Annotated in this window: 17 protein-coding genes; 9 read left to right on the top strand and 8 right to left on the bottom strand. The window is 70.1% G+C overall.

Annotation, left to right across the window (positions count from 1 at the left end; all coding sequences use genetic code 11):
- Positions 1 to 65 precede the first annotated feature (65 nt).
- From ncot_RS16075 to ncot_RS16055, 5 genes are all read left to right on the top strand, one after another.
- Positions 66 to 860 (top strand): amino acid ABC transporter permease, encoded by a 795-nt coding sequence (locus ncot_RS16075; protein ID WP_168618508.1) that lies wholly within the window; start codon positions 66 to 68, stop codon positions 858 to 860.
- The gene (locus tag ncot_RS16070) at positions 860 to 1,633 is read left to right on the top strand and encodes an amino acid ABC transporter ATP-binding protein (RefSeq protein ID WP_168618507.1); all 774 of its coding nucleotides are present in this window, start codon (positions 860 to 862) and stop codon (positions 1,631 to 1,633) included. The genes ncot_RS16075 and ncot_RS16070 overlap by 1 nt, the downstream gene beginning before the upstream one ends.
- 143 nt (positions 1,634 to 1,776) lie before the next feature.
- Positions 1,777 to 2,337 (top strand): dihydrofolate reductase family protein, encoded by a 561-nt coding sequence (locus ncot_RS16065; RefSeq protein WP_168618506.1) that lies wholly within the window; start codon positions 1,777 to 1,779, stop codon positions 2,335 to 2,337.
- Positions 2,338 to 2,583: 246 nt separating this feature from the next.
- Complete coding sequence (locus ncot_RS16060) at positions 2,584 to 3,159, top strand: hypothetical protein (protein ID WP_168618505.1); 576 nt, start codon at positions 2,584 to 2,586, stop codon at positions 3,157 to 3,159.
- The gene (locus tag ncot_RS16055; protein ID WP_168618504.1) at positions 3,156 to 3,413 is read left to right on the top strand and encodes a hypothetical protein; all 258 of its coding nucleotides are present in this window, start codon (positions 3,156 to 3,158) and stop codon (positions 3,411 to 3,413) included. Before ncot_RS16060 ends, ncot_RS16055 begins: the two co-directional genes overlap by 4 nt.
- A 92-nt stretch (positions 3,414 to 3,505) precedes the next feature.
- On the opposite strand, the gene ncot_RS16050 is transcribed toward ncot_RS16055, so the two are convergent.
- A complete protein-coding gene (locus ncot_RS16050; RefSeq protein WP_206065020.1) occupies positions 3,506 to 4,615 on the bottom strand; it encodes a mechanosensitive ion channel in 1,110 nt (369 codons plus the stop codon).
- Positions 4,616 to 4,837: a hypothetical protein gene (locus tag ncot_RS19535; RefSeq protein ID WP_206065019.1), complete on the bottom strand. Its 222-nt coding sequence runs from the start codon at positions 4,835 to 4,837 to the stop codon at positions 4,616 to 4,618. It lies immediately after the preceding gene.
- A 218-nt stretch (positions 4,838 to 5,055) separates the two neighbouring features.
- Here ncot_RS19535 and ncot_RS16045 point away from each other — a divergent pair, with 218 nt between their 5' ends.
- Positions 5,056 to 5,613, top strand: coding sequence for a DUF6318 family protein (locus ncot_RS16045; RefSeq protein WP_168618503.1), 558 nt, complete (start codon positions 5,056 to 5,058; stop codon positions 5,611 to 5,613).
- Between the two features lie 6 nt (positions 5,614 to 5,619).
- The gene (locus ncot_RS16040; RefSeq protein ID WP_168618502.1) at positions 5,620 to 6,030 is read left to right on the top strand and encodes a hypothetical protein; all 411 of its coding nucleotides are present in this window, start codon (positions 5,620 to 5,622) and stop codon (positions 6,028 to 6,030) included.
- A 1-nt stretch (position 6,031) separates the two neighbouring features.
- Here the strand turns inward: ncot_RS16040 and ncot_RS16035 are convergent, their stop codons facing one another.
- On the bottom strand, positions 6,032 to 6,880 hold the full coding sequence (locus tag ncot_RS16035; protein WP_168618501.1) for a matrixin family metalloprotease: 849 nt from the start codon (positions 6,878 to 6,880) through the stop codon (positions 6,032 to 6,034).
- A gap of 170 nt (positions 6,881 to 7,050) precedes the next feature.
- On the opposite strand from ncot_RS16035, the gene ncot_RS16030 reads away from it, so the two are divergent.
- Positions 7,051 to 10,599, top strand: coding sequence for a bifunctional RecB family nuclease/DEAD/DEAH box helicase (locus ncot_RS16030; RefSeq protein WP_168618500.1), 3,549 nt, complete (start codon positions 7,051 to 7,053; stop codon positions 10,597 to 10,599).
- Between the two features lie 19 nt (positions 10,600 to 10,618).
- On the opposite strand, the gene ncot_RS16025 is transcribed toward ncot_RS16030, so the two are convergent.
- Positions 10,619 to 11,188: a 1-acyl-sn-glycerol-3-phosphate acyltransferase gene (locus ncot_RS16025; RefSeq protein WP_168618499.1), complete on the bottom strand. Its 570-nt coding sequence runs from the start codon at positions 11,186 to 11,188 to the stop codon at positions 10,619 to 10,621.
- A 264-nt stretch (positions 11,189 to 11,452) separates the two neighbouring features.
- Between ncot_RS16025 and ncot_RS16020 the strand changes: the two genes are divergently transcribed.
- Positions 11,453 to 13,105 carry an NERD domain-containing protein gene (locus ncot_RS16020; protein ID WP_168618498.1) on the top strand — a complete coding sequence of 551 codons (1,653 nt, stop codon included), beginning with the start codon at positions 11,453 to 11,455 and terminating at the stop codon, positions 13,103 to 13,105.
- A 97-nt stretch (positions 13,106 to 13,202) separates the two neighbouring features.
- On the opposite strand, the gene ncot_RS19740 is transcribed toward ncot_RS16020, so the two are convergent.
- The 4 genes from ncot_RS19740 to pta form a co-directional block, all read right to left on the bottom strand.
- Entirely contained in the window at positions 13,203 to 13,667 is a 465-nt protein-coding gene (locus ncot_RS19740; RefSeq protein WP_240937938.1) for a PGPGW domain-containing protein, read from the bottom strand.
- Between the two features lie 178 nt (positions 13,668 to 13,845).
- Complete coding sequence (locus ncot_RS16010) at positions 13,846 to 14,907, bottom strand: class I SAM-dependent methyltransferase (RefSeq protein ID WP_168618496.1); 1,062 nt, start codon at positions 14,905 to 14,907, stop codon at positions 13,846 to 13,848.
- Positions 14,908 to 15,179: 272 nt separating this feature from the next.
- Positions 15,180 to 16,373: an acetate kinase gene (locus ncot_RS16005; protein ID WP_168618495.1), complete on the bottom strand. Its 1,194-nt coding sequence runs from the start codon at positions 16,371 to 16,373 to the stop codon at positions 15,180 to 15,182.
- Positions 16,370 to 18,490 carry a phosphate acetyltransferase gene (gene pta, locus ncot_RS16000; RefSeq protein WP_168618494.1) on the bottom strand — a complete coding sequence of 707 codons (2,121 nt, stop codon included), beginning with the start codon at positions 18,488 to 18,490 and terminating at the stop codon, positions 16,370 to 16,372. The genes ncot_RS16005 and pta overlap by 4 nt, the downstream gene beginning before the upstream one ends.
- Positions 18,491 to 18,566: the final 76 nt, after the last annotated feature.

Here is an 18,566-nt window from a genome sequence, read left to right as displayed (position 1 = left end):
ACCCCACGTTCCAGCTCCACCGACACCACGGCTGCGCTGTCCGCGTGGCCTGATGGGAGAACCACATGGCGTTGAGCAAGCGCAAGAGAGCCACCTATCTCCGCTACGCGCAGTACGGCGTGATCGTGGTGATCATCGTCGTCATCGCACTGGTGGCCGACTGGGCGTCGTTGAGGGACTCGTTCTTCCAGCCGGAGCTGGTCAGGAAGCAGTTCCCCGACATCTTGCAGACGGCCCTGAAGAACACGGTCGTCTACACCGCGTGCGGGTTTGCCTTCGGCCTGGTGCTGGGGCTCGTCCTCGCGCTGATGCGGCTGTCCAGCATCGGTCCTTGGCGCTGGCTCTCCACGGCGGTCATCGAGCTGTTCCGGGGCCTCCCGGCGCTGGTCGTCTTCCTCGCCCTGGGCCCCGGCTTCGACCGTGCCTTCCCTGAGTACGAGATCCCGTTCGGTGGTCTCGGGGTCGCCACCCTGGCCCTGGGACTGGTGGGCGGCGCCTACATGGCCGAGACCATCCGTGCCGGCATCCAGGCGGTGCCGAAGGGCCAGATGGAGGCGGCCCGGTCGCTCGGCATGTCGCACTCGCGGGCGATGATCTCGATCGTGATCCCGCAGGCGTTCCGGATCATCCTGCCGCCGCTGACCAACGAGCTGATCCTGCTCACCAAGGACTCGTCGTTGATCTACATCCTCGGGCTCTCGCTGTCCGAGTACGACCTGACCAAGTGGGGTCGCCAGGGCATGAACAGCGAGGCGAACCTGACGCCGATCGTCGTGGTGGGCCTGTGCTACCTGATCATCACGGTGCCGCTGTCGATCGTCGTACGCCGCATGGAAGCCAAGGCTGAGAGGGCCCGCTGATGACCACCCCGAGCACGAACGAAACCGATCCCAGCGCCCGCAGCGCCGCCGCGATCGACGTGCAGCAGCTGCACAAGTACTTCGGGGACAACGAGGTCCTCAAGGGCATCGACTTCCACGTCGCCGTGGGCGAGGTGGTCTGCGTGATCGGGCCGTCCGGCTCCGGCAAGTCCACGCTGCTGCGTTGCGTGAACCTGCTCGAGACGCCCACCAAGGGCAAGATCTTCGTCGAGGGTGACGAGATCACCGACCCCGACGCCGACGTCGATGCGCTGAGGTCGCGGATCGGGATGGTGTTCCAGGGGTTCAACCTGTTCCCGCACATGACGGTGCTGAAGAACCTCTGTGTCGCCCAGCAGAAGGTGAAGGGGCGCTCGAAGGCCGAGGCGATCGAGATCGCCCGGCGCAACCTCGACAAGGTCGGGCTGGCCGAGAAGGAGGACGCCTTCCCGGCGCACCTCTCCGGAGGGCAGTCGCAGCGGGTGGCGATCGCCCGCGCGCTGTCGATGGACCCCGACATGATGCTCTTCGACGAGCCCACCTCGGCGCTCGACCCGGAGCTGGTCGGCGACGTCCTGCAGGTGATGAAGGACCTGGCTGCCGAGGGCATGACGATGATGGTGGTCACCCACGAGATGGGCTTCGCGCGCGAGGTCGGCGACAAGCTGGTCTTCATGGACGGCGGCGTGATCGTCGAGGAGGGCGACCCCGCAGAGGTGCTGGCCAACCCGCAGCACGAGCGGACCCAGAGCTTCCTCTCCAAGGTCCTCTGAGCCCCGTCCCGACGACCCAGTCCTGACGACCCAGTCCCGACGGCCAGTCCCGACAGCCCCGTCCTGACACCGGGATCCAGCGATGAGTTCCGGCGCGGGCCCGGGTCGACACAGCGACAACCCCATCCACGGAAGGCATCACGATGTCGCGCAAGGTCACAGCCCACATGTTCTACTCGGTCAACGGCGTGAGCGAGTCGCCGGACAAGTTCCAGTTCGACGCCTTCGGCCAGGAGGAGGGCGAACGCATGGGCGCAGCCCTCGCGCCGATCACCGAGATGGTGCTCGGTCGCAAGCTCTGGGAGGAGTGGCGCACGTTCTGGCAGAGCGACGCCGTCGGCGCCGACGACCCCTTCGGTGCGTTCATCAACCCGATCCGCAAGCACGTCATCAGCTCGACGCTCGACGGCGACCTCGACTGGAACTCCACCCACGTCAGCGGCGACCCGGTGGCCTACGTCAACGAGCTCAAGCAGGGCGAGGGCGGCGACATCTCCGTCGCAGGGGGAGTGGAGACGGTGCGGTCGCTCTTCCTCGGCGGCGCGATCGACACGCTCACGCTCACCATGCACCCCGCGATCACCGGGGAGGGGCGCCGGCTCTTCGACGAGACCGTCCCGCTGTCCCGCCTCGAGCTGGTCGACTCCGGCACGTCGTCGCTCGGCAACGTCTTCCTCACCTATGCCATGAGGTCCCGGGACTGAGCCCGGACCCACGAGACCACCGAGGCTGTCGGTGGTCTCGTGCATGCTGTTGCACGTCGGCACCCAGACGGTGTCGAACGGGTCCAGAGCATCACCACCTGTGGTGATGGTTCGTCGGCCGCACGCCTCCGGACGTGGCCGACCGGCAACCGCGTCCCCCGACACGGTGCCCTCCGGAGAAGACCCGGGCCGCTCGACGGTCAAGGCGGAGCCCCGTGCGCGGGCTCCTGACGACGGGAGAAGAACATGGCACGACGACCACGCGACTACCGCGCCCACGGGTCGGCGTACGACGCCTTGGTGCTGGGCCTGGTGGGGCACTACCTGGCCCTGCTCGAGGCCAGCATGCTGGTGGAGGGTGAGGAGATCGACGCGGAGCGAGCCGTCCTCGAGGCGATCCTCGCGGATCGCAAGGCCGGCATCCACCGGCCGGTGACGTGGCGCTCGATCGACCGCGACGTCTGCACCTGTGCCCTGGTGCTGCCCGACGACCAGGCGTTCGTGGAGACCACCGGGCACATCGATCCGGTGACCTTCCAGCTCGAGGGGACGATCCTGGTCGAGCACGAGGGACGACGCGAGGGGGTCTGCCTGCACTGCACGGCGACCTACCGCGACGACTCGTTCGACCAGCTGCGGCAGTGGCAGCGGGTGCACGTCTGCCCGCCCGACGAGCCCGAGCCCGAGGTGAAGGTGGACCCGGTCGACTTCCGTTTCCACCGGACCCAGGCCCACTACTTCCGGTCGATCATCGGTGACCGGCAACGACGGATGCACCCACGCAGCGGATCCGTCGGCCCGGAGGCGGAGGAGGGGGCATGAGGTCGACGACCGAGGCAGCTTGGACGACGGGGACCACCATCCACGACGCCAAGGCCCAGGTGTGCAAGGTCAAGCGCGCAGAGGGCTGGAAGATCGCCACGGTCTCCGTCAAGGTCTGGGCCAAGCGCGGCAGGGTGTCCGAGATCAGGTCGTTGCGGGCGCGCAAGGGTGACCTCGTGGACACGATGGTCTCGGAGCGCAGCGGTGTCGGCGCCGGCGGTGGCATCCCCATCCGTGCTGTGGCGCGCTGCTGACCGACACAGGTCAGGCCGGGCTTCGTGCCGGTGACAGACGAACGGGCCGCCAGCATCGCGCTGGCGGCCCGTTCGCGTCGTTGTGCGAGGGGTCAGGTCGTCGGCCCACCCGATGGGTCGGTCGGCGGGATCGGACCCGTCAGCGGATCACCGGAGGGGGACGGCTGGCTGATGCCGGTGCCGCCACCGGCCGGCGACGTACCGCCGGTCGACGACGTACCGCCGGTGGACGACGAGCTGGCGGTCGACGACGAGCCGCCGGAGGACGACGAGCTGGCGGCAGCCGCCTGGAGCTTGGCCAGCTGCTGGGCAGCGGCGTCGCGTCCGCCGAGGCCGAAGGCCAGGGCCGCGGCGGCTGCGCCACCGACGACCACGGCACCGAAGCCGAGCTCGATGATCGAGTCGGCGATGCCCATGAACTTCAGGCCCATCGCCGCGAACAACACGATCGTGGCGATCTTGATGATCGTGCCGCCGCTGCCGCCGACCAGCTTGGCGAGCTGGTTGGCGACCAGCACGCCGACGGCGATCACGGCACCACCGAAGAGGACCCGGCCACCCAGCTCGAGGATCGCGCTGAGGAACTCCGTGACCTGCGGGAACTGCAGCAACTGCGCAGCCATCACCGCGAAGAACAGCACGATGCCGATCTGCGCAGCCTTGCTGATCGCCGGGGTCGCGCTCTTGTCGGCGGGCAGCACCTCCATCGCGTGCAGCGAACGGTCGACACCGAAGCCGTCGAGGATCCCCTGCAGCAGCTCACCGGCGAACTTCGCGATCATCACGCCGATGCCCAGCAGGATCGCGGCGGCGATGATGTTCGGAATGGCGTTGAAGATGGTGTTCAGCATCTGTTCGGCGGGCCGTGAGATCGAGGAGATGCCCAGGACCTGCAGCGCGGCGATCGCCACGATGATCATGATCAGCGAGTAGAGCACCAGCGCCAGTGTCTTGCTGATCGTCGTGTTCCCGGTGACCTCGTCGGCACCCGCGCGGTTGAGCCACTTGTCGAAGGGCAGGGCGCCGAGCGCGGTCTCGACGAGCTGGCGCACCACCTTGGCCAGCAGCGCACCGACGATGAAGACGAGTCCGGCCCCCACGAGGTTCGGGATGAAGCCGGCGATGCCGTTGAGCAGGTTCTGGATGGGGGCCAGCGCCTGGGTCAGTCCGAAGAGCTGCAACAGGGCCAGCAGTCCGAACATTCAGACCAGCAGCGACCCGATCGTGCCCAACGAGGCGCCGATGCTCTCACCGTCGGACCCGGCCCTCTGCAGCACGGAGACCTTCTGGGTGGCCTTCACGAACGCGGCCTTGATCACCTTGGCCAGCAGCCAAGTGATGAGCAGTATGACGATGGCGGCGACGACCTTGCCGGCAAGGCCGGCCCAGTCGACGTTCTCGAAACTGTCCTTGAGTGAATCCATTCGACAACCCCTCCCAAGTGGAGAATTGCTGGGATGACCGGGTCGACGCACGCCCTTGCTGACGTGCGCAACGGTCATCGAGTGTGAGTGACGTTACGCGGTACCCACCGAATTGGAGACTATTGCTCACCAATTTTTCTTGACGCGTGGAAGTTCTCGCCGGGGTGCTGCGGTGAGGCCGGCAACGGGGCGGGTCCGGCGATGACACAATCGCGCGCATGCTCCCCACACGCGTACGCCGAGTGGTCGCGGTGGCCTGCGCGGTCGCGCTCGCGGCGTCGTCCGGCTGCAGCGGCGACGACGAGGACTCGAGCGACAGCCCGTCCGAGACGGCCGCGGGGGCGACGGCACCCGGTCCGCCTGCCGCCATGTCCGGCACCGGTGCGCGGGCGGCCAAGGCATTCATCACCTACTACTGGGCGGTGGTGGGCCACGCCGAGAAGACCGGTGACACCACCACGCTGCGCGACCTCGCCGGCGACGGCTGCGACGCGTGCGACGAGCAGGCGACCCGGATCGAGAGCGTCCACGACGACGGGGGATCGATCAGCGGTGGCGACGCCACGGTGGCCGGCCTCCAGGTGCTAGACCACGCCGGCAACGCGACGACGTACGACGTGATCGCCGATGTGGAGGTCGCCCGGCGGACGGTGACCGAGAGCAAGGACGCCGAGCCTGTGGAGGAGCCGGCGACCTACCAGACCCTGGACCTCACGGTCAGCCACGATGACGGGCACTGGATGGTCGACCAGTGGCGAGCCTCGAGCCCGGAGTGAGGCGAGATGGCGAAGCCGACCTACACCGATGACGAGATGCTGGCCGGCATCCGCGCCGCCGCCGCCGGCGTCGACGGGCCGCTCACCGTGGCGGCCTACGACACCTGGCGGGCCGGCCACGGCGGCGCCTCCGGGATCGGCATCATCCGACGCTTCGGCAAGTGGCACGTGGCATGCGAGCGAGCGGGGCTCGACGTCGTCGTGAGCACCACGAAGAAGCCCGCGTTCAGCCCGGAGGCCATCGTCGCGGCGGTGGCGGCATACCTGGCCGAGCCCGACTCGCGGGGTACCTACGGCGGCTACCGCGAGTGGGCCAAGGGACGTGATGGTGTGCCCAGCGGGCCCACCCTGCGCAACCACTTCCCAAAGTGGGACGAGCTGCGTGCGCGTGCCCTGGCCGACGACGGGACGCGCTGACTCACTCGCAGGGGAGGCGTCCGATCTCGGCCAGGCCGCGCAGGTCGCCCGGGCCGTAGGAGGTCAGGCCCACGTTTTCGTCGTACATCAGCTCGTTCGGGTCCTCGACGTGGTCGAGGCCGACCAGGTGCCCGAACTCGTGGTCCATGATCGCCTGCAGCGACGCGTCCGGGACGTCCTCGTCGGTGAACAGGTCGGCGTCGAGGACCACCGAGCCGGTCACGAAGAAGCGGCGCCCGCTGGGCGACTCCATCATCGCGCTGCCCGCGACGCCGGCCACGTCGCCCTCGAGGGCGGGCCACTCGTCCTCGTTCGCGAAGGCGACCAGGACGGGCGCGCGACCGGACACCCGTGACCGTTGGGCGGGCCGGTCGTCGGTGGTGCCGGTGATCCGGAGGTCGAGGCCGGTGGCGCCACTCGTGTGGCGCATCGCCGTCTCGACCAGGTCCCGGTGGTCGTCGGGTGCGTTGTCGGGGTTGATCTCGATCTCGATCGTGCGGCACGGGTCGTAGCCGACGGGTGTCGTGCCGTCACGCTGGGTCATCACGAAGGCGTGGGAACCGTCGCCGGAGGGCAGCTCGGGTGCCGCGAGGATGCGCTCCGGGCCGAAGCCGAGCAGCCGCCGGATGGCACTGGCCTGCGAGCCGGGGTGCAGGGCGACCACGATGCTGAGCACCATCGCGGTGACCACCATCGAGATGACCCACGTCGTACGCCGACCGGTCGGCCGTCGCTTCTGCGGAGCCGGCGTCGGCCAGGCGCCCAGGCCGTTACGACGATCTGCCTCGTCGAGCTCGGCCATCAGCCGGGCGAGCTCACGGGCGCGCCTGCGGCGCTCACGCTCACTCATCCCGTCCGGCATCCCGCCATTGTCCGGCATGGAGGCGAATCGCGCCCGGGACTTGGCCGGGTCGGTGCCGGACCTCCGGTGAGCTCGCCGCCGGTCGCCTGGACGTCACCGATGCGCTGCCGGTTGTCGGTGCCGTGGCCTAACGTCATGACCAACAGCCAGGAGGCACCTTGTTCACGCTCGGCGATTCACTCATCTGGAGTGCCACGGACCTCGTCACCGCGGCGCGCTGCGAGTTCGCCCTGCTCTCCCAGGTGGATCGCCTGCTCGGTCGGGCACCGCAGGACGAGTCGCCCGATGATCCGCTGATGGCCCAGATCGCCGACCTCGGCAAGCGCCACGAGGCCCAGGCCCTGGCCGCCTTCGAGGCCGAGCTCGGTGTCCACGACGCCGCGCGGGGCACCGGCGTACGCCGCTTCGAGGCGGTGCCCGGCTTCTCGTCGGCCGCGCTCGAGGACGCGGCCCAGCTGACCGCCGAGGCGTTGACCGAGGGCGCCGACGTGCTCCACCAGCCGGCGTTCTTCGACGGCGAGTTCTTCGGGTACGCCGACTTCCTGCGCGCGACGCCCGAGGGCTGGGTGGTCGTCGACGCCAAGCTGGCCCGCCAGGCCCAGCCCACGGCGTTGCTGCAGCTGGCCGCCTACTCGACCGCGGTCACCCGGGCCGGTGGCCGGGTCGCGCCGGTCGTGCGCCTCCACCTGGGCGACGACCGGGTGCTCGACTTCCCCCGCGAGGAGCTCGAGGCGGTCTTCCGCGAACGCCGCGCGCGGATCCGTGCCCTGCTCGTCTCCCACCAGGCCGGTGTCGATCCGGTCCGGTGGGACCAGCCCGGCATCCTCCACTGCGGCAGCTGCGCCGACTGCGAGCGCGCGGCCGTGGCCGCCGACGACCTGGTCCTGGTCGCCCGGCTGCGGATGGACCAGCGTCGCAGGCTCAAGTCCGTCGGCATCCACACCATGGGCGACCTCGCCGAGGCCGAGACCGGCCCGAGTGGGATGGCCGGGTCCACCTTCGCGAAGCTGCGCGCGCAGGCGCGGCTCCAGGTGCAGGGTGCGGCCGAGGGAGAGACCCTCCACGAGGTCATCTCCCAGCAGGCCCTGCGCAGCCTGCCGGAGCCGTCTCCCGGTGACCTGTTCTTCGACTTCGAGGGTGACCCGCTCTTCAACGAGGGCGACCCCGACCGGTGGGGTCTCGAATACCTCTGGGGCGTCCTGACCTCACCCGACCACCCGAGCCAGCCGCGGCAGTTCATGCCGCTGTGGGCCGACGACCACACCGCAGAGAAGGACCAGCTGATCGCGTTCCTCGACGACGTCGTGGCGCGCCTCGAGGTGCATCCCGACCTGCACATCTATCACTACGCGCCCTACGAGGTGACCGCGCTGAAGCGGCTGGCCGGTGTGTGTGAGACCCACGAGTCGGTGGTCGACGACCTGCTCCGGCGCGGGGTGTTCGTCGACCTCTATGCCACGGTTCGCGAGTCGGTGCTGATCTCGGAGTCGTCCTACAGCATCAAGAGGCTGGAGCCGCTCTACCTCTCGACCCCTCGCGGTGGCGAGGTGACGAAGGGCGACGCCTCGATCGCGGAGTACCACGACTACTGCCAGCTCCGGGACCTCGGCGATGCCTCGGGCGCTGCGGTGAAGCGAGCGAACCTGCTCGACTACAACGAGATCGACTGTGTCTCCACCCTCGAGCTGCGTGACTGGCTCCGCGGTCTGGTGGAGCCTGTCGAGGACGACGGCGGCACCGGCGGCGCCACCGGCGGTCGTGGCGGTGCGGCCGACTCCGGCGACTCCGACGACTCCGCTGGGGGAGGCGAGAGCGAGAGCGAGGTCGACGAGGCCCTCGTCGCACTGACCGACTCCCTGCGCTCGCGCGCCGGCGCCGCCCCGCGTCCCGAGCGCACGCACGAGGAGCAGGGGTGGGCGATGCTCGCCTCCGCCCTCGGCTACCACCGGCGCGAACGCCTTCCCGAGGCGTGGGCCCACTTCAACCGGCTCGGTGAGCCGGTCGGTTCCTGGCGCACCTCGCCCGACGTGGTCTGCTTCGACGACCCGCCGGAGGTGGTCGACGACTGGTTCAAGGGACCCCGCAAGAGGACCTTCACCCGGGTGCTGACTGCCGTGGTGGACCTCCCGGTCGGCAGCGCTGTCGGGGTGGCCTCGGGGATGGACAGCATGTACGCCGATCCGATGCCCCAAGAGCTGTGCCCGCCCGAGAACGGAGTGCACGCTGCCGGCTTCGGCGTGACGATCACCGCCGTGGAGCCCGAGGGGGAGCGCTTCCGGATCACCTTCACCGAGACCCTCAAGATGCAGATGGACGGCCACCCGGAGCTGCCGCTCGCCCTGATCCCCGGCTTCGGGGTGAACGAGAAGCCCTTGGCCGAGGCGATCCGGGAGGTCGCCACCGAGGCCGACCGGTTGGGCACCCTTCCCGCCCAGCCGGCCCTCGACGTGCTCGCCAAGCGCGGGCCCCGACTGACCGCCGGAGGCGCCGGCGGCACACTTCCTGACTCGGGTGACAAGGCGGCCGACCTGACCGAGGCGTTGCTGTCGATCGACAGGTCCTACCTGGCCGTGCAGGGCCCACCCGGCACCGGGAAAACCTACACCGGGTCCGAGGTGATCACGCGGTTGGTGCGCGACCACGGCTGGAAGGTCGGCGTCGTCGCCCAGTCCCACGCGGTGGTGGAGAACTTCCTCGCCGCCGTGGTCAAGCGCGGGCTCGACCCGACGCTGATCGCCAAGAAGCCCAAGCCCGGATCCAAGGCCGGAACCAGGCCGTGGCAGGAGAAGAAGGACCCGGCTGCCTTCGTGGAGGGCACCGAGGGAGGGTGTCTCGTCGGCAGCACAGCGTGGGCCTACGCGGCGACCTCCTTCCCGCGCGACGGGCTCGACCTGCTGGTCATCGACGAGGCGGGGCAGTTCTCACTGGCCAACACGATCGCGGTCTCGGTGGCTGCCCAGCGGTTGCTCCTGCTCGGCGACCCGCAACAGCTGCCGCAGGTCAGCCAGGGCACCCATGGCGAGCCCGTCAACAGGTCCGCCCTGGGCTGGCTGATGGACGGTCACCACTCCCTGCCCGCCGAGCTCGGCTACTTCCTCGCGGACAGCTATCGGATGCACCCGGCGGTCTGCGCCCCCGTGTCGGAGCTGTCCTACGACGGGCTGCTGCACTCGGCCCCACCGGCGAGCAAGAGGTCGATCGACGGTTTCGCGCCGGGGCTCGAGGTCGTGAGGATCTCCCACCAGGAAAACCGCACGTCGAGCGTCGAAGAAGCCCGGGTGATCGTCGACCGGATCCGCTCCGTCGTCGGTCGCCTCGACTGGCAGGATCCCGAGGACCCCTCGACCCCCAGGCAGCTGGGCCGGGCCGACGTGCTGGTCGTGGCGCCGTACAACGCCCAGCGTCAGCTGATCACCCAGATGCTGGCCGACGCCGGGCTCGGCGACGTCAAGGTCGGTACCGTCGACAAGTTCCAGGGCCAGGAGGCCCCCGTGGTGTTCGTGTCGATGACCGCGTCGTCGGCGGCCGACGTGCCCCGGGGCATGGACTTCCTGCTGTTGCGCAACCGCATCAACGTGGCCATCTCGCGTGCCCAGTGGCGTGCGGTGCTGGTCCGGTCGACGGCGTTGACGTCCTACCTCCCGGGCAGCACCCGGGGGCTGGTGGAGCTGGGGGCCTTCGTGAGGCTGTGCGAGTCCGGCACCTGAGCGAGCGACGCTCAGGGTGTCACATCGGGGTGGTCTCGTCCTTGAACCGGGGCTCCGTGCGCCCCTCGGGGTTGACCCCGCGCTTGTCGGCATAGAACGCCCGGATCGTGTCCATGTCCGATGCGACGTCGCCGGTCATGTGCAGGGTCGGCCCGAACCCGAGCGTCTTCGACGGTCCGTCGATGAAGCCGAAGGAGACCGGCAGGCCGGTCTGCCGGGCGAGCCGGTAGAAGCCCGACTTCCAGTGGTCGCCCCTGCTCCGGGTGCCTTCGGCGGCCAGCACGATCACGAAGGACTCGTCGCGACCCGCGTGCTCGGCCAGCTCGGTGACGACCTCGGTGGCGTTGTCGCGGTCGACGGCGATCCCGCCGGTCGCGTTGAGGATCCAGCCCAGCGGTGGCTTGAAGAGCTCCCGCTTGATCAGCACCCGTGGCGCGACGCCGCCCGACCAGAGCAGCAGCAACATCGCCACCCAGTCCCAGTTGGAGGTGTGCGGTGCGCCGACGAAGATCCCGCTGCGCGGCACCTCACCGACCACGCGCCAGCGGAACAGCTTGAGCAGGGCGCGGGCAAGTCGGCTCCGGATCATGCGGGTCAGCCTAGTGGGAACCGACGGGCCTCCCGGCGAGCGCACTGCGCGACGGCCCGACCGTCCACCGTCACGGATCGGGACAGCAGCGTCGTCCCTCGCGACGTCCACGACGCCGGGCTTCGATCTGCGGGGCTCGGACCGGCCTGCAGGGGCTTGGCCCGGTTGCAGGTGCCAGGCGTGATCTGCAGGGGCCACGGGTGATCCGCAGGGGCTTGGCCGAATCGACGGCGCGCCGGGGGAGGGCATGGCAAGGTGCAGGACATGGTCCAGCTCGTACCGCCGTCACCGGTCTTCACCAACGCCTCCGAGCAGCAGGTGTGGGAGGTGCTGCGTGACGGCCTCGGTCCCGACGACGTCCTCATCGCCAACCGCCGGCTCACGGACGACAAGAAGGACCACGAGCTCGACCTGTTGGTGCTGATGCCCGAGGTCGGCGCCATCGTGCTCGAGGTGAAGGGCGGCAGCGTCTGGCACGAGGACGGCGAGTGGCGGATCGCCCGCCGCGGCCGGACCTCGGTGATCCATCCGGTCGACCAGGCTCGCGAGGGCAAGTACGCCGCCCGCACGTTCGTCGAGCGCGACCGGGAACGGTGGGGGCGCCAGCGCATCGTGTGGGCCCACGGCGTGGTCACGCCCTATGCCGAGTTCGGTCCTGACCACGACGAGCCGGACCTGCCCCGCTGGGCACTGCACGACAAGTCCGACCTGCCGGACCTCGTCGAGCGGGTGCGCACGAACACGCTGCGGATGGCGCACGGTCAGCGCCACCCGACCTACGAGGACTGCCAGGCGGTCGTCGAGGTCCTCAACGGCCGACCGCCCACGTCGTACGACGTGAACGCGGATGCCGAGGACCGGGCCGCACAGGTCGATCGGCTGACCCAGGAGCAGGCGTCGATCCTGCAGGTGACCCGGTTGCTGCGCCGGGTCGACGTACGCGGTGGGGCCGGCAGCGGCAAGACCGTGCTCGCGCTGCAGCAGGCCAAGCAGCTGACGCGGGGGCGAGGCGAGGTGAAGCCGCAACGGGTGGCGGTGCTGTGCTACTCGCTGGGGCTCGCGGAGCACCTCAAGCGCGAGGTGGCCACGTGGCACCGCAAGGAGCGGCCGGCGTTCGTCGGCACCTTCCACGACTTCGGCAAGCAGTGGGGCGCCCCCGACGGCGAACGCGTCGACAGCGCCTTCTGGGAGGACGAGCTGCCGGTCCTGATGGCCGACCTGGCCAGTGGTCTGGACGACAGGAGCAAGTACGACGCGATCATCGTCGACGAGGCGCAGGACTTCGCGGAGACCTGGTGGCGACCGGTCATGAAGGCCCTGCGTGACGAGGACGAGGGTGGCCTCTTCGTCTACTCCGACGAGAACCAACGGCTCTTCGCGCGCTTCGGTCGGCCACCGGTGCAGCTGATTCCGCTGGTCCTCGACCACAACCTGCGCAACACCCGCCAGATCCACGACTCGTTCGGCCCGCTCGCCCCGTCCCGCATGTATGCCTCGGGAGGCGAGGGTCCCGACGTCCGCTTCGTGCCCAGCACTGCGGAGGAGGCCGTCTCGACGGCCGACGACATCGTCGACGAGTTCCTCGAGCGCGGCTGGAAGCCGGAGAACGTCATGCTGCTGACCACCGGGAAGCGGCACCCGATCCAGGTGGAGCGCACCGACTTCCACGACCAGGACGGCTACTGGAAGACGTTCTGGGATCCCGACGAGGTGTTCTACGGCCACGTCCTCGGCTGCAAGGGGCTGGAGCGCAAGGCCGTGGTCCTGTGCGTCAACGAGCCCGAGGTCCGCGAGCGCGCCCGTGAGCGGCTGTACGTCGGGATGTCGCGCGCCACCGACGAGCTGGTCGTGGTGGGCGACCCCCAGGTGATCCGGGACATCGGTGGTGACGCCGTGGCCCGGAGGCTCGGCATCTGAGCCCCTGGGGACCGCAAGCAGGGCCACCGCACCCGGGGTGCCTGTCGGCCCCGCGGCCCTCCCGGGACACGGCACCGGCGTGGTCAGGCCGAGCAGGTCAGCTGTCGTTGGTGGGGTCGTCGTCGGTGTTGTCGATGGCCTGCTCGCTGGACTTGCCGGCCAGGATCTGGGGACGGAACCGCTTGTAGCTGTAGATCAGCAGCCCGAAGGCCAGGAAGCCCGACGCGATCAGGGTGATGCCGGTGCCCAGACCACCGAAGAGCCACCACCGGTCGTCCACCGGCCACCACGACGGGGCCGGCGGCGAGACGCACCAGACGACACCGATGCCCAGGAGCCACACCGCTCCCAGGCCCGAGCCGATGATCCGGGGCCAGGTGCGCACGCCTTCGGCGGCGGCCTGCATGGCACGGCGCTCGACGGGATCGAGGCGGCGCTCGGCCCACTCGTACTGCTGGGACAGCACGAAGAGCCCGGCGAAGAGCATCAGCAGCCCCGGACCGGGGAGCACCAGCGCGGCGATGCCGGCCAGCACCAACAGCCAACCGACCACTTCCAACACGACCCGCTTCGTTGCGGCAGCTCCCCACGTCACGGAGCACAGCCTTCCAGATCGACCAAGTCTCAAACGTGCGACGGGCCGAAGCTGCAGCTCAGTGTTGTCCGGCCGGCCGGCCCGCAGCGGGCGGGCAGCAGGGGGGGCCGGCCCGGACGGGGACGGGCAGCAGCGGGCGGGCCGATCACTGGTGCAGGCGGTAGAACCTGAACGTCTCGTGGTCGATCGGGAGGACCTCGACCGAGGCGAAGCCGGCCGCGGTTGCATAGCGCTCGAGGGTCGAGCGGCGCATCACCGTACCGGTGGCCGCCGAGCCCGGGTGCGACATGCCGTCGGGCAGGCAGACGAACATCGAGAAGCCGTACATCAGCTGCTCCACGGGGTCACCGGGACCGGTGAATTCATCGGGCACCCGCTCGTCCATCACCAGCATCGTGCCGTCGTCGGCCAGCATCGTCCGTGCGGCCGTCAGCACGGCCACGGGGTCCGGCATGTCGTGCAGGCACTCGAAGGCCGTCACCACGTCGTACGTCGACGTCGGTGGGTCGGCCACGACGTCGACCAGCCGCACGTGCACCCGCCCGGCCAGGTCGTGCCTCCCCACGTGCTCGCGGGCGGCCTCCACCGACGACGGGTCGACGTCGTAGCCGTCGACGGTGGCGTCCGGATAGGCCAAGGCGATGCCGATCGAGGACCACCCCTCGCCGCAGCCGATGTCGGCCACCGAGCCGCCGGCGCGGAGCACCCGGTCCACCTCAGGCAGGGACGGCAACCACGACTGGCCGAGCAGGTGCAGGTGGATCGGCCGGTTGCCCTCGGCCTGGGCGGTGCGCATCAGCGGGCCGAACTCGGCCCAACCGACACCACCACCGGACCGGTAGGCGTCGAGCAGCGCGGGCATCTGGCTCGTCGCGGCAACCGCGAGGTCCGCGAACGGGGGGAAGTGGGCCAGGCCCCCGGGATCCGTGAGCACCGGCGCGTGGCCGTCGGGCAGGGTGAAGCGACGCTCGTCCTCGGGACGAGTCGGGTCGTCGACCTCGAGCAGACCCGCCACGCACTGCTGCTCCAGCCACTCGCGGGCGTAGCGCGGGTGCATCCCGGTGGCCGAGGACAGCTCGCCGACCGTCATCGGACCGGGTGCGAGCGCGCGGTAGAGGCCCAGCTGGCCGCCGACGTGGATGCTCAGCACGTCGAGGGTTCCGAGCAGGGCACCGAAGAGTCGCTCGCCCAGCTCGTCGGTGTCCACGGTGGCTCCCGGTGCCTGCACGGCGCACGGGCGTGCGCCTCCTCCACGGTAGGACCACGGACGCCTCGGGCGAGACCCCAATCGGGGTCAAATCTGCTGACCGGTCAGGTGCGACGGCTCCGCTCCGACGGCTCGAGTCCGACGACTCAGGTGCGACGGCTCCGCTCCGACGGCTCGAGTCCGACGACTCAGGTCCGACGGCTCGAGTCCGACGACTCAGGTGCGACGGCTCCGCTCCGACGGCTCGAGTCCGACGACTCAGGTCCGACGGCTCAGGGGAGCGCCGCGACGGACTGCCGGGCGATCTCCCACTCCTCGTTGGTGGGGACCACCAGCACCGCCACCGCGGAGTTCGCGGGGGAGATCGCGTGGGGGCCGGCGACCCGCCCCTCGTTGAGCGTCCCGTCGACGGTGATGCCCAGCCGGGACAGGCCCGCGAGCGAGGCGGACCGCACCGGGGCTGCGTTCTCGCCGACCCCGCCGGTGAACACGATCGCGTCGACCTCGCCGAGCACGGCGTAGTAGGCGCCGACGTACTTGCGCAGCCGGTGGCAGAAGACGTCGAAGGCCAGCGACGCGGCCGGATCACCCGCGTCGCGCAGCCGCAGCACCTCCCGGAAGTCGTTCTCCCCGGCCAGTCCCTTCAGCCCCGACTCACGGTTGAGGATCCGGTCGATCTCGTCGAGGGACCAGCCCAGCTCGCGGTGCAGGTGGGCGTGCAGGGCCGGGTCGACGTCGCCGGAGCGGGTGCCCATGACCAGGCCCTCGAGCGGGGTCATCCCCATCGAGGTCTCCACCGACTCGCCGCCCCGGACCGCGCTGATCGAGGCGCCGTTGCCCAGGTGGGCGACGACCAGGTTCACCTCGGCCAACGGCTTCCCGAGCAGGTCCGCGGCCGCCTGCGAGACGAACGAGAACGAGGTGCCGTGGAAGCCGTAGCGGCGGATGCCGTGCTCGCGCACCCAGTCGCGGGGGACGGCGTACGTGTAGGCGTGCGGCGGCAGCGTCTGGTGGAAGGCGGTGTCGAAGATCGCGACGTGCGGCAGGTCCGGGAAGAGGGCCCGGGCACCGGCGATGCCGGACAGGTTGGCCGGGTTGTGCAGCGGTGCCAACGGGATCAGGTCGGTGACCGCCTCGATCACCTCGTCGGTGATCACCACCGGCTGCGAGAAGTGCTCGCCGCCGTGGACCACCCGGTGGCCGACCGCCACCACGTCGTACGCCGCCAGGTCCGGGCCGTGCTCGCCGAACGCGTCGAGGGCCAACCGGAAGGCGGCCTCGTGGTCGGCGACGGCGCCCTCGGTGCGGGTCCCGCCGCCGGGGCCCTGGTGCACGAGGGTGCTGCTCGACTCGCCGATCCGCTCGACCAGTCCGTCGCCAGGGGTCTCCCCGGTGGTGGCGTCGACGAGGCTGTACTTCAGCGACGACGAGCCGGCGTTGACGACCAGGACGTGCGGCGTGCTCATGCCTGCTCCGTCGCCGCTGCCGTCGCCGCTGCCGTGGGGGTCGCGCCGGCCGGTGGTGCGGCGGCCTGCAGCACGGTGATCGCCACCGTGTTCACGATGTCGCGCACCGTGGCGCCCCGCGACAGGTCGTTGACCGGCTTCCTGAGGCCTTGCAGCACCGGGCCGATCGCCACCGCGTTGGCCGAGCGCTGCACCGCCTTGTAGGTGTTGTTGCCGGTGTTCAGGTCCGGGAAGATGAAGACGGTGGCGTCGCCGGCGACGGGGGAGTCGGGCAGCTTGGTCTTCGCGACCGCGTCGTCGATCGCCGCGTCGTACTGGATCGGGCCCTCGACCAGCAGGTCGGGCGCCAGCTCGCGCACCCGCTTGGTGGCCGCGGTGACCTTGTCGACGTCGGTGCCCGACCCGGAGGTGCCGGTCGAGTAGGACAGCATCGCGATCAACGGGTCGACGCCGAACGCCTGGGCGGTGGCCGCCGAGCTGATCGCGATGTCGGCCAGCTGGTCGGAGGTCGGGTCGGGGTTGACCGCGCAGTCGCCGTAGACCAGCACCTGGCTGGCCAGGCACATGAAGAAGACCGAGCTGACCACGGAGACTCCGGGCACCGTCTTGACCACCTCGAGCGCCGGCCGGATCGTGTGCGCCGTGGTGTGCACGGCACCCGAGACCATCCCGTCGGCCAGGCCGAGCTCGACCATCAGCGTGCCGAAGTAGGACACGTCGGTGACGATGTCGCGCGCCTCGTCGAGGTCGATGCCCTTGTGCTTGCGGCGTTCGAAGTAGACCTGCGCGAACTGCTCGCGCAGCTCCTCGTCGTACGGCGAGACGAGGTGCGCCTTGCTGACGTCGACACCGAGCTGTGCCGCCTTCGCGTTGATCGCCTGCGGGTCGCCGAGAAGGGTCAGCTCGGCGACGCCCCGGCGCAGCAGCATGTCCGCCGCCTTGAGGATCCGCTCCTCCTCTCCCTCCGGGAGCACGATGTGCTTGCCGGCCTCGACCGCGTCGTCGATCAGCTGGTGCTCGAACATCAGCGGGGTGACCGCGTCGGTGCGGGCCACCTCGAGCCGGTCGACCAGCACCGGTCCGTCGACGTGCTCGCTGAAGAGGCGCAGTGCCGTGGCGATCTTGCGGGGCGCGTCCTTGGTCAGCCGTCCGCGGCGGTTGGTCAGTGCGGTGGAGGTGGCGTGGGTGCCGAGCGAGGTGGCGATGATCGGGGTGGTGGTGCCCAGGCCCTCGATCAGGCGGGTGATCTCGTCGGGCAACGCGATGCCGCCGTTGAGGAAGACCGCGGAGATCTGCGGGAAGTTCGTCGACATGTGTGCGGCCAGGACACCGAGCACGGTCTCGCCGCGGTCACCCGGGGTGACCACGGCCGCGCCCTCGAACAGTCGGGTCAGCACGTTCGGCAGCGTCATCGCCGCCACGACGAGGCCGCTGACCTCGCGGGTCAGCAGCTCCTCCGAACCGCTGACCAGGGTGCCGTCGCAGGCGGCCATCAGCTCGGCCACGCTGGGCGCGTTGAGCAGCGGCTCCTCCGGGATGCCGTACGCCGGGACGCCGGCCAGCTCGGTGATCTCCTCCAGCACGCCGGCGTCGTCCACCCGGTTCACGATCACCGAGAACAGCGTCGCGTGGTTGGCACGAAGATCGCTGCGGAGCACGCCGGTGACGGTCTGCAGATCGGCCAGGGTCCGGCCGATGCCGTTGGCCACCAGCAGCACCGGGGCACCCAGGTTGGCCGCGATCCTCGCGTTGTAGGAGAACTCCGTCGGGGTGGCGATGTCGGTGTAGTCGCTGCCGATCACCACCACCGCGTCGCACCGGTCGGCGACCAGGTGGAACCGCTCGACGATGCGGTCCATCGCCGCTTCGGGGTCGCGGTGCACCTCGTCGTAGGAGACGCCGGCACACTCGTCGTACGTCAGGTCGACGGCGTCGTGCGAGGTGAGCAGCTCGAGCACGTAGTCGCGCTGGTCGGCACCGCCGGCCTCGGCGCGCACGATCGGACGGAACACGCCGACCCGTTCCACGGCGCGGGAGAGCTGTTCGAGGACGCCGAGGGCGATCGTTGACTTGCCGGTGAACCCCTCGGCCGAGGCGACGTACACGCTGCTGGTCATGCGGCAACACTAGGCGCCCCGAGCATGCTCCGGATCCCCGTCTCGGGCTCGACCGCTCGTCCCGTGCGACCTACCG

This window comes from Nocardioides sp. JQ2195 (genome assembly GCF_012272695.1).
GTDB lineage: Bacteria > Actinomycetota > Actinomycetes > Propionibacteriales > Nocardioidaceae > Nocardioides.
The sequence above is the reverse complement of the archived record's forward strand: the minus strand, read 5'-3'. Positions and strand labels throughout refer to the sequence as shown.

Excerpts from the sequence above, each read along its gene's own strand:
- ncot_RS16075 (WP_168618508.1), top strand. The coding sequence starts at position 66 with ATGGCGTTGAGCAAGCGCAAGAGAGCCACCTATCTCCGCTACGCGCAG.
- ncot_RS16070 (WP_168618507.1), top strand. The coding sequence starts at position 860 with ATGACCACCCCGAGCACGAACGAAACCGATCCCAGCGCCCGCAGCGCC.
- ncot_RS16065 (WP_168618506.1), top strand. The coding sequence starts at position 1,777 with ATGTCGCGCAAGGTCACAGCCCACATGTTCTACTCGGTCAACGGCGTG.
- ncot_RS16060 (WP_168618505.1), top strand. The coding sequence starts at position 2,584 with ATGGCACGACGACCACGCGACTACCGCGCCCACGGGTCGGCGTACGAC.
- ncot_RS16055 (WP_168618504.1), top strand. The coding sequence starts at position 3,156 with ATGAGGTCGACGACCGAGGCAGCTTGGACGACGGGGACCACCATCCAC.
- ncot_RS16050 (WP_206065020.1), bottom strand. The coding sequence starts at position 4,615 with ATGTTCGGACTGCTGGCCCTGTTGCAGCTCTTCGGACTGACCCAGGCG.
- ncot_RS19535 (WP_206065019.1), bottom strand. The coding sequence starts at position 4,837 with ATGGATTCACTCAAGGACAGTTTCGAGAACGTCGACTGGGCCGGCCTT.
- ncot_RS16045 (WP_168618503.1), top strand. The coding sequence starts at position 5,056 with ATGCTCCCCACACGCGTACGCCGAGTGGTCGCGGTGGCCTGCGCGGTC.
- ncot_RS16040 (WP_168618502.1), top strand. The coding sequence starts at position 5,620 with ATGGCGAAGCCGACCTACACCGATGACGAGATGCTGGCCGGCATCCGC.
- ncot_RS16035 (WP_168618501.1), bottom strand. The coding sequence starts at position 6,880 with ATGAGTGAGCGTGAGCGCCGCAGGCGCGCCCGTGAGCTCGCCCGGCTG.
- ncot_RS16025 (WP_168618499.1), bottom strand. The coding sequence starts at position 11,188 with ATGATCCGGAGCCGACTTGCCCGCGCCCTGCTCAAGCTGTTCCGCTGG.
- ncot_RS16020 (WP_168618498.1), top strand. The coding sequence starts at position 11,453 with ATGGTCCAGCTCGTACCGCCGTCACCGGTCTTCACCAACGCCTCCGAG.
- ncot_RS16005 (WP_168618495.1), bottom strand. The coding sequence starts at position 16,373 with ATGAGCACGCCGCACGTCCTGGTCGTCAACGCCGGCTCGTCGTCGCTG.
- pta (WP_168618494.1), bottom strand. The coding sequence starts at position 18,490 with ATGACCAGCAGCGTGTACGTCGCCTCGGCCGAGGGGTTCACCGGCAAG.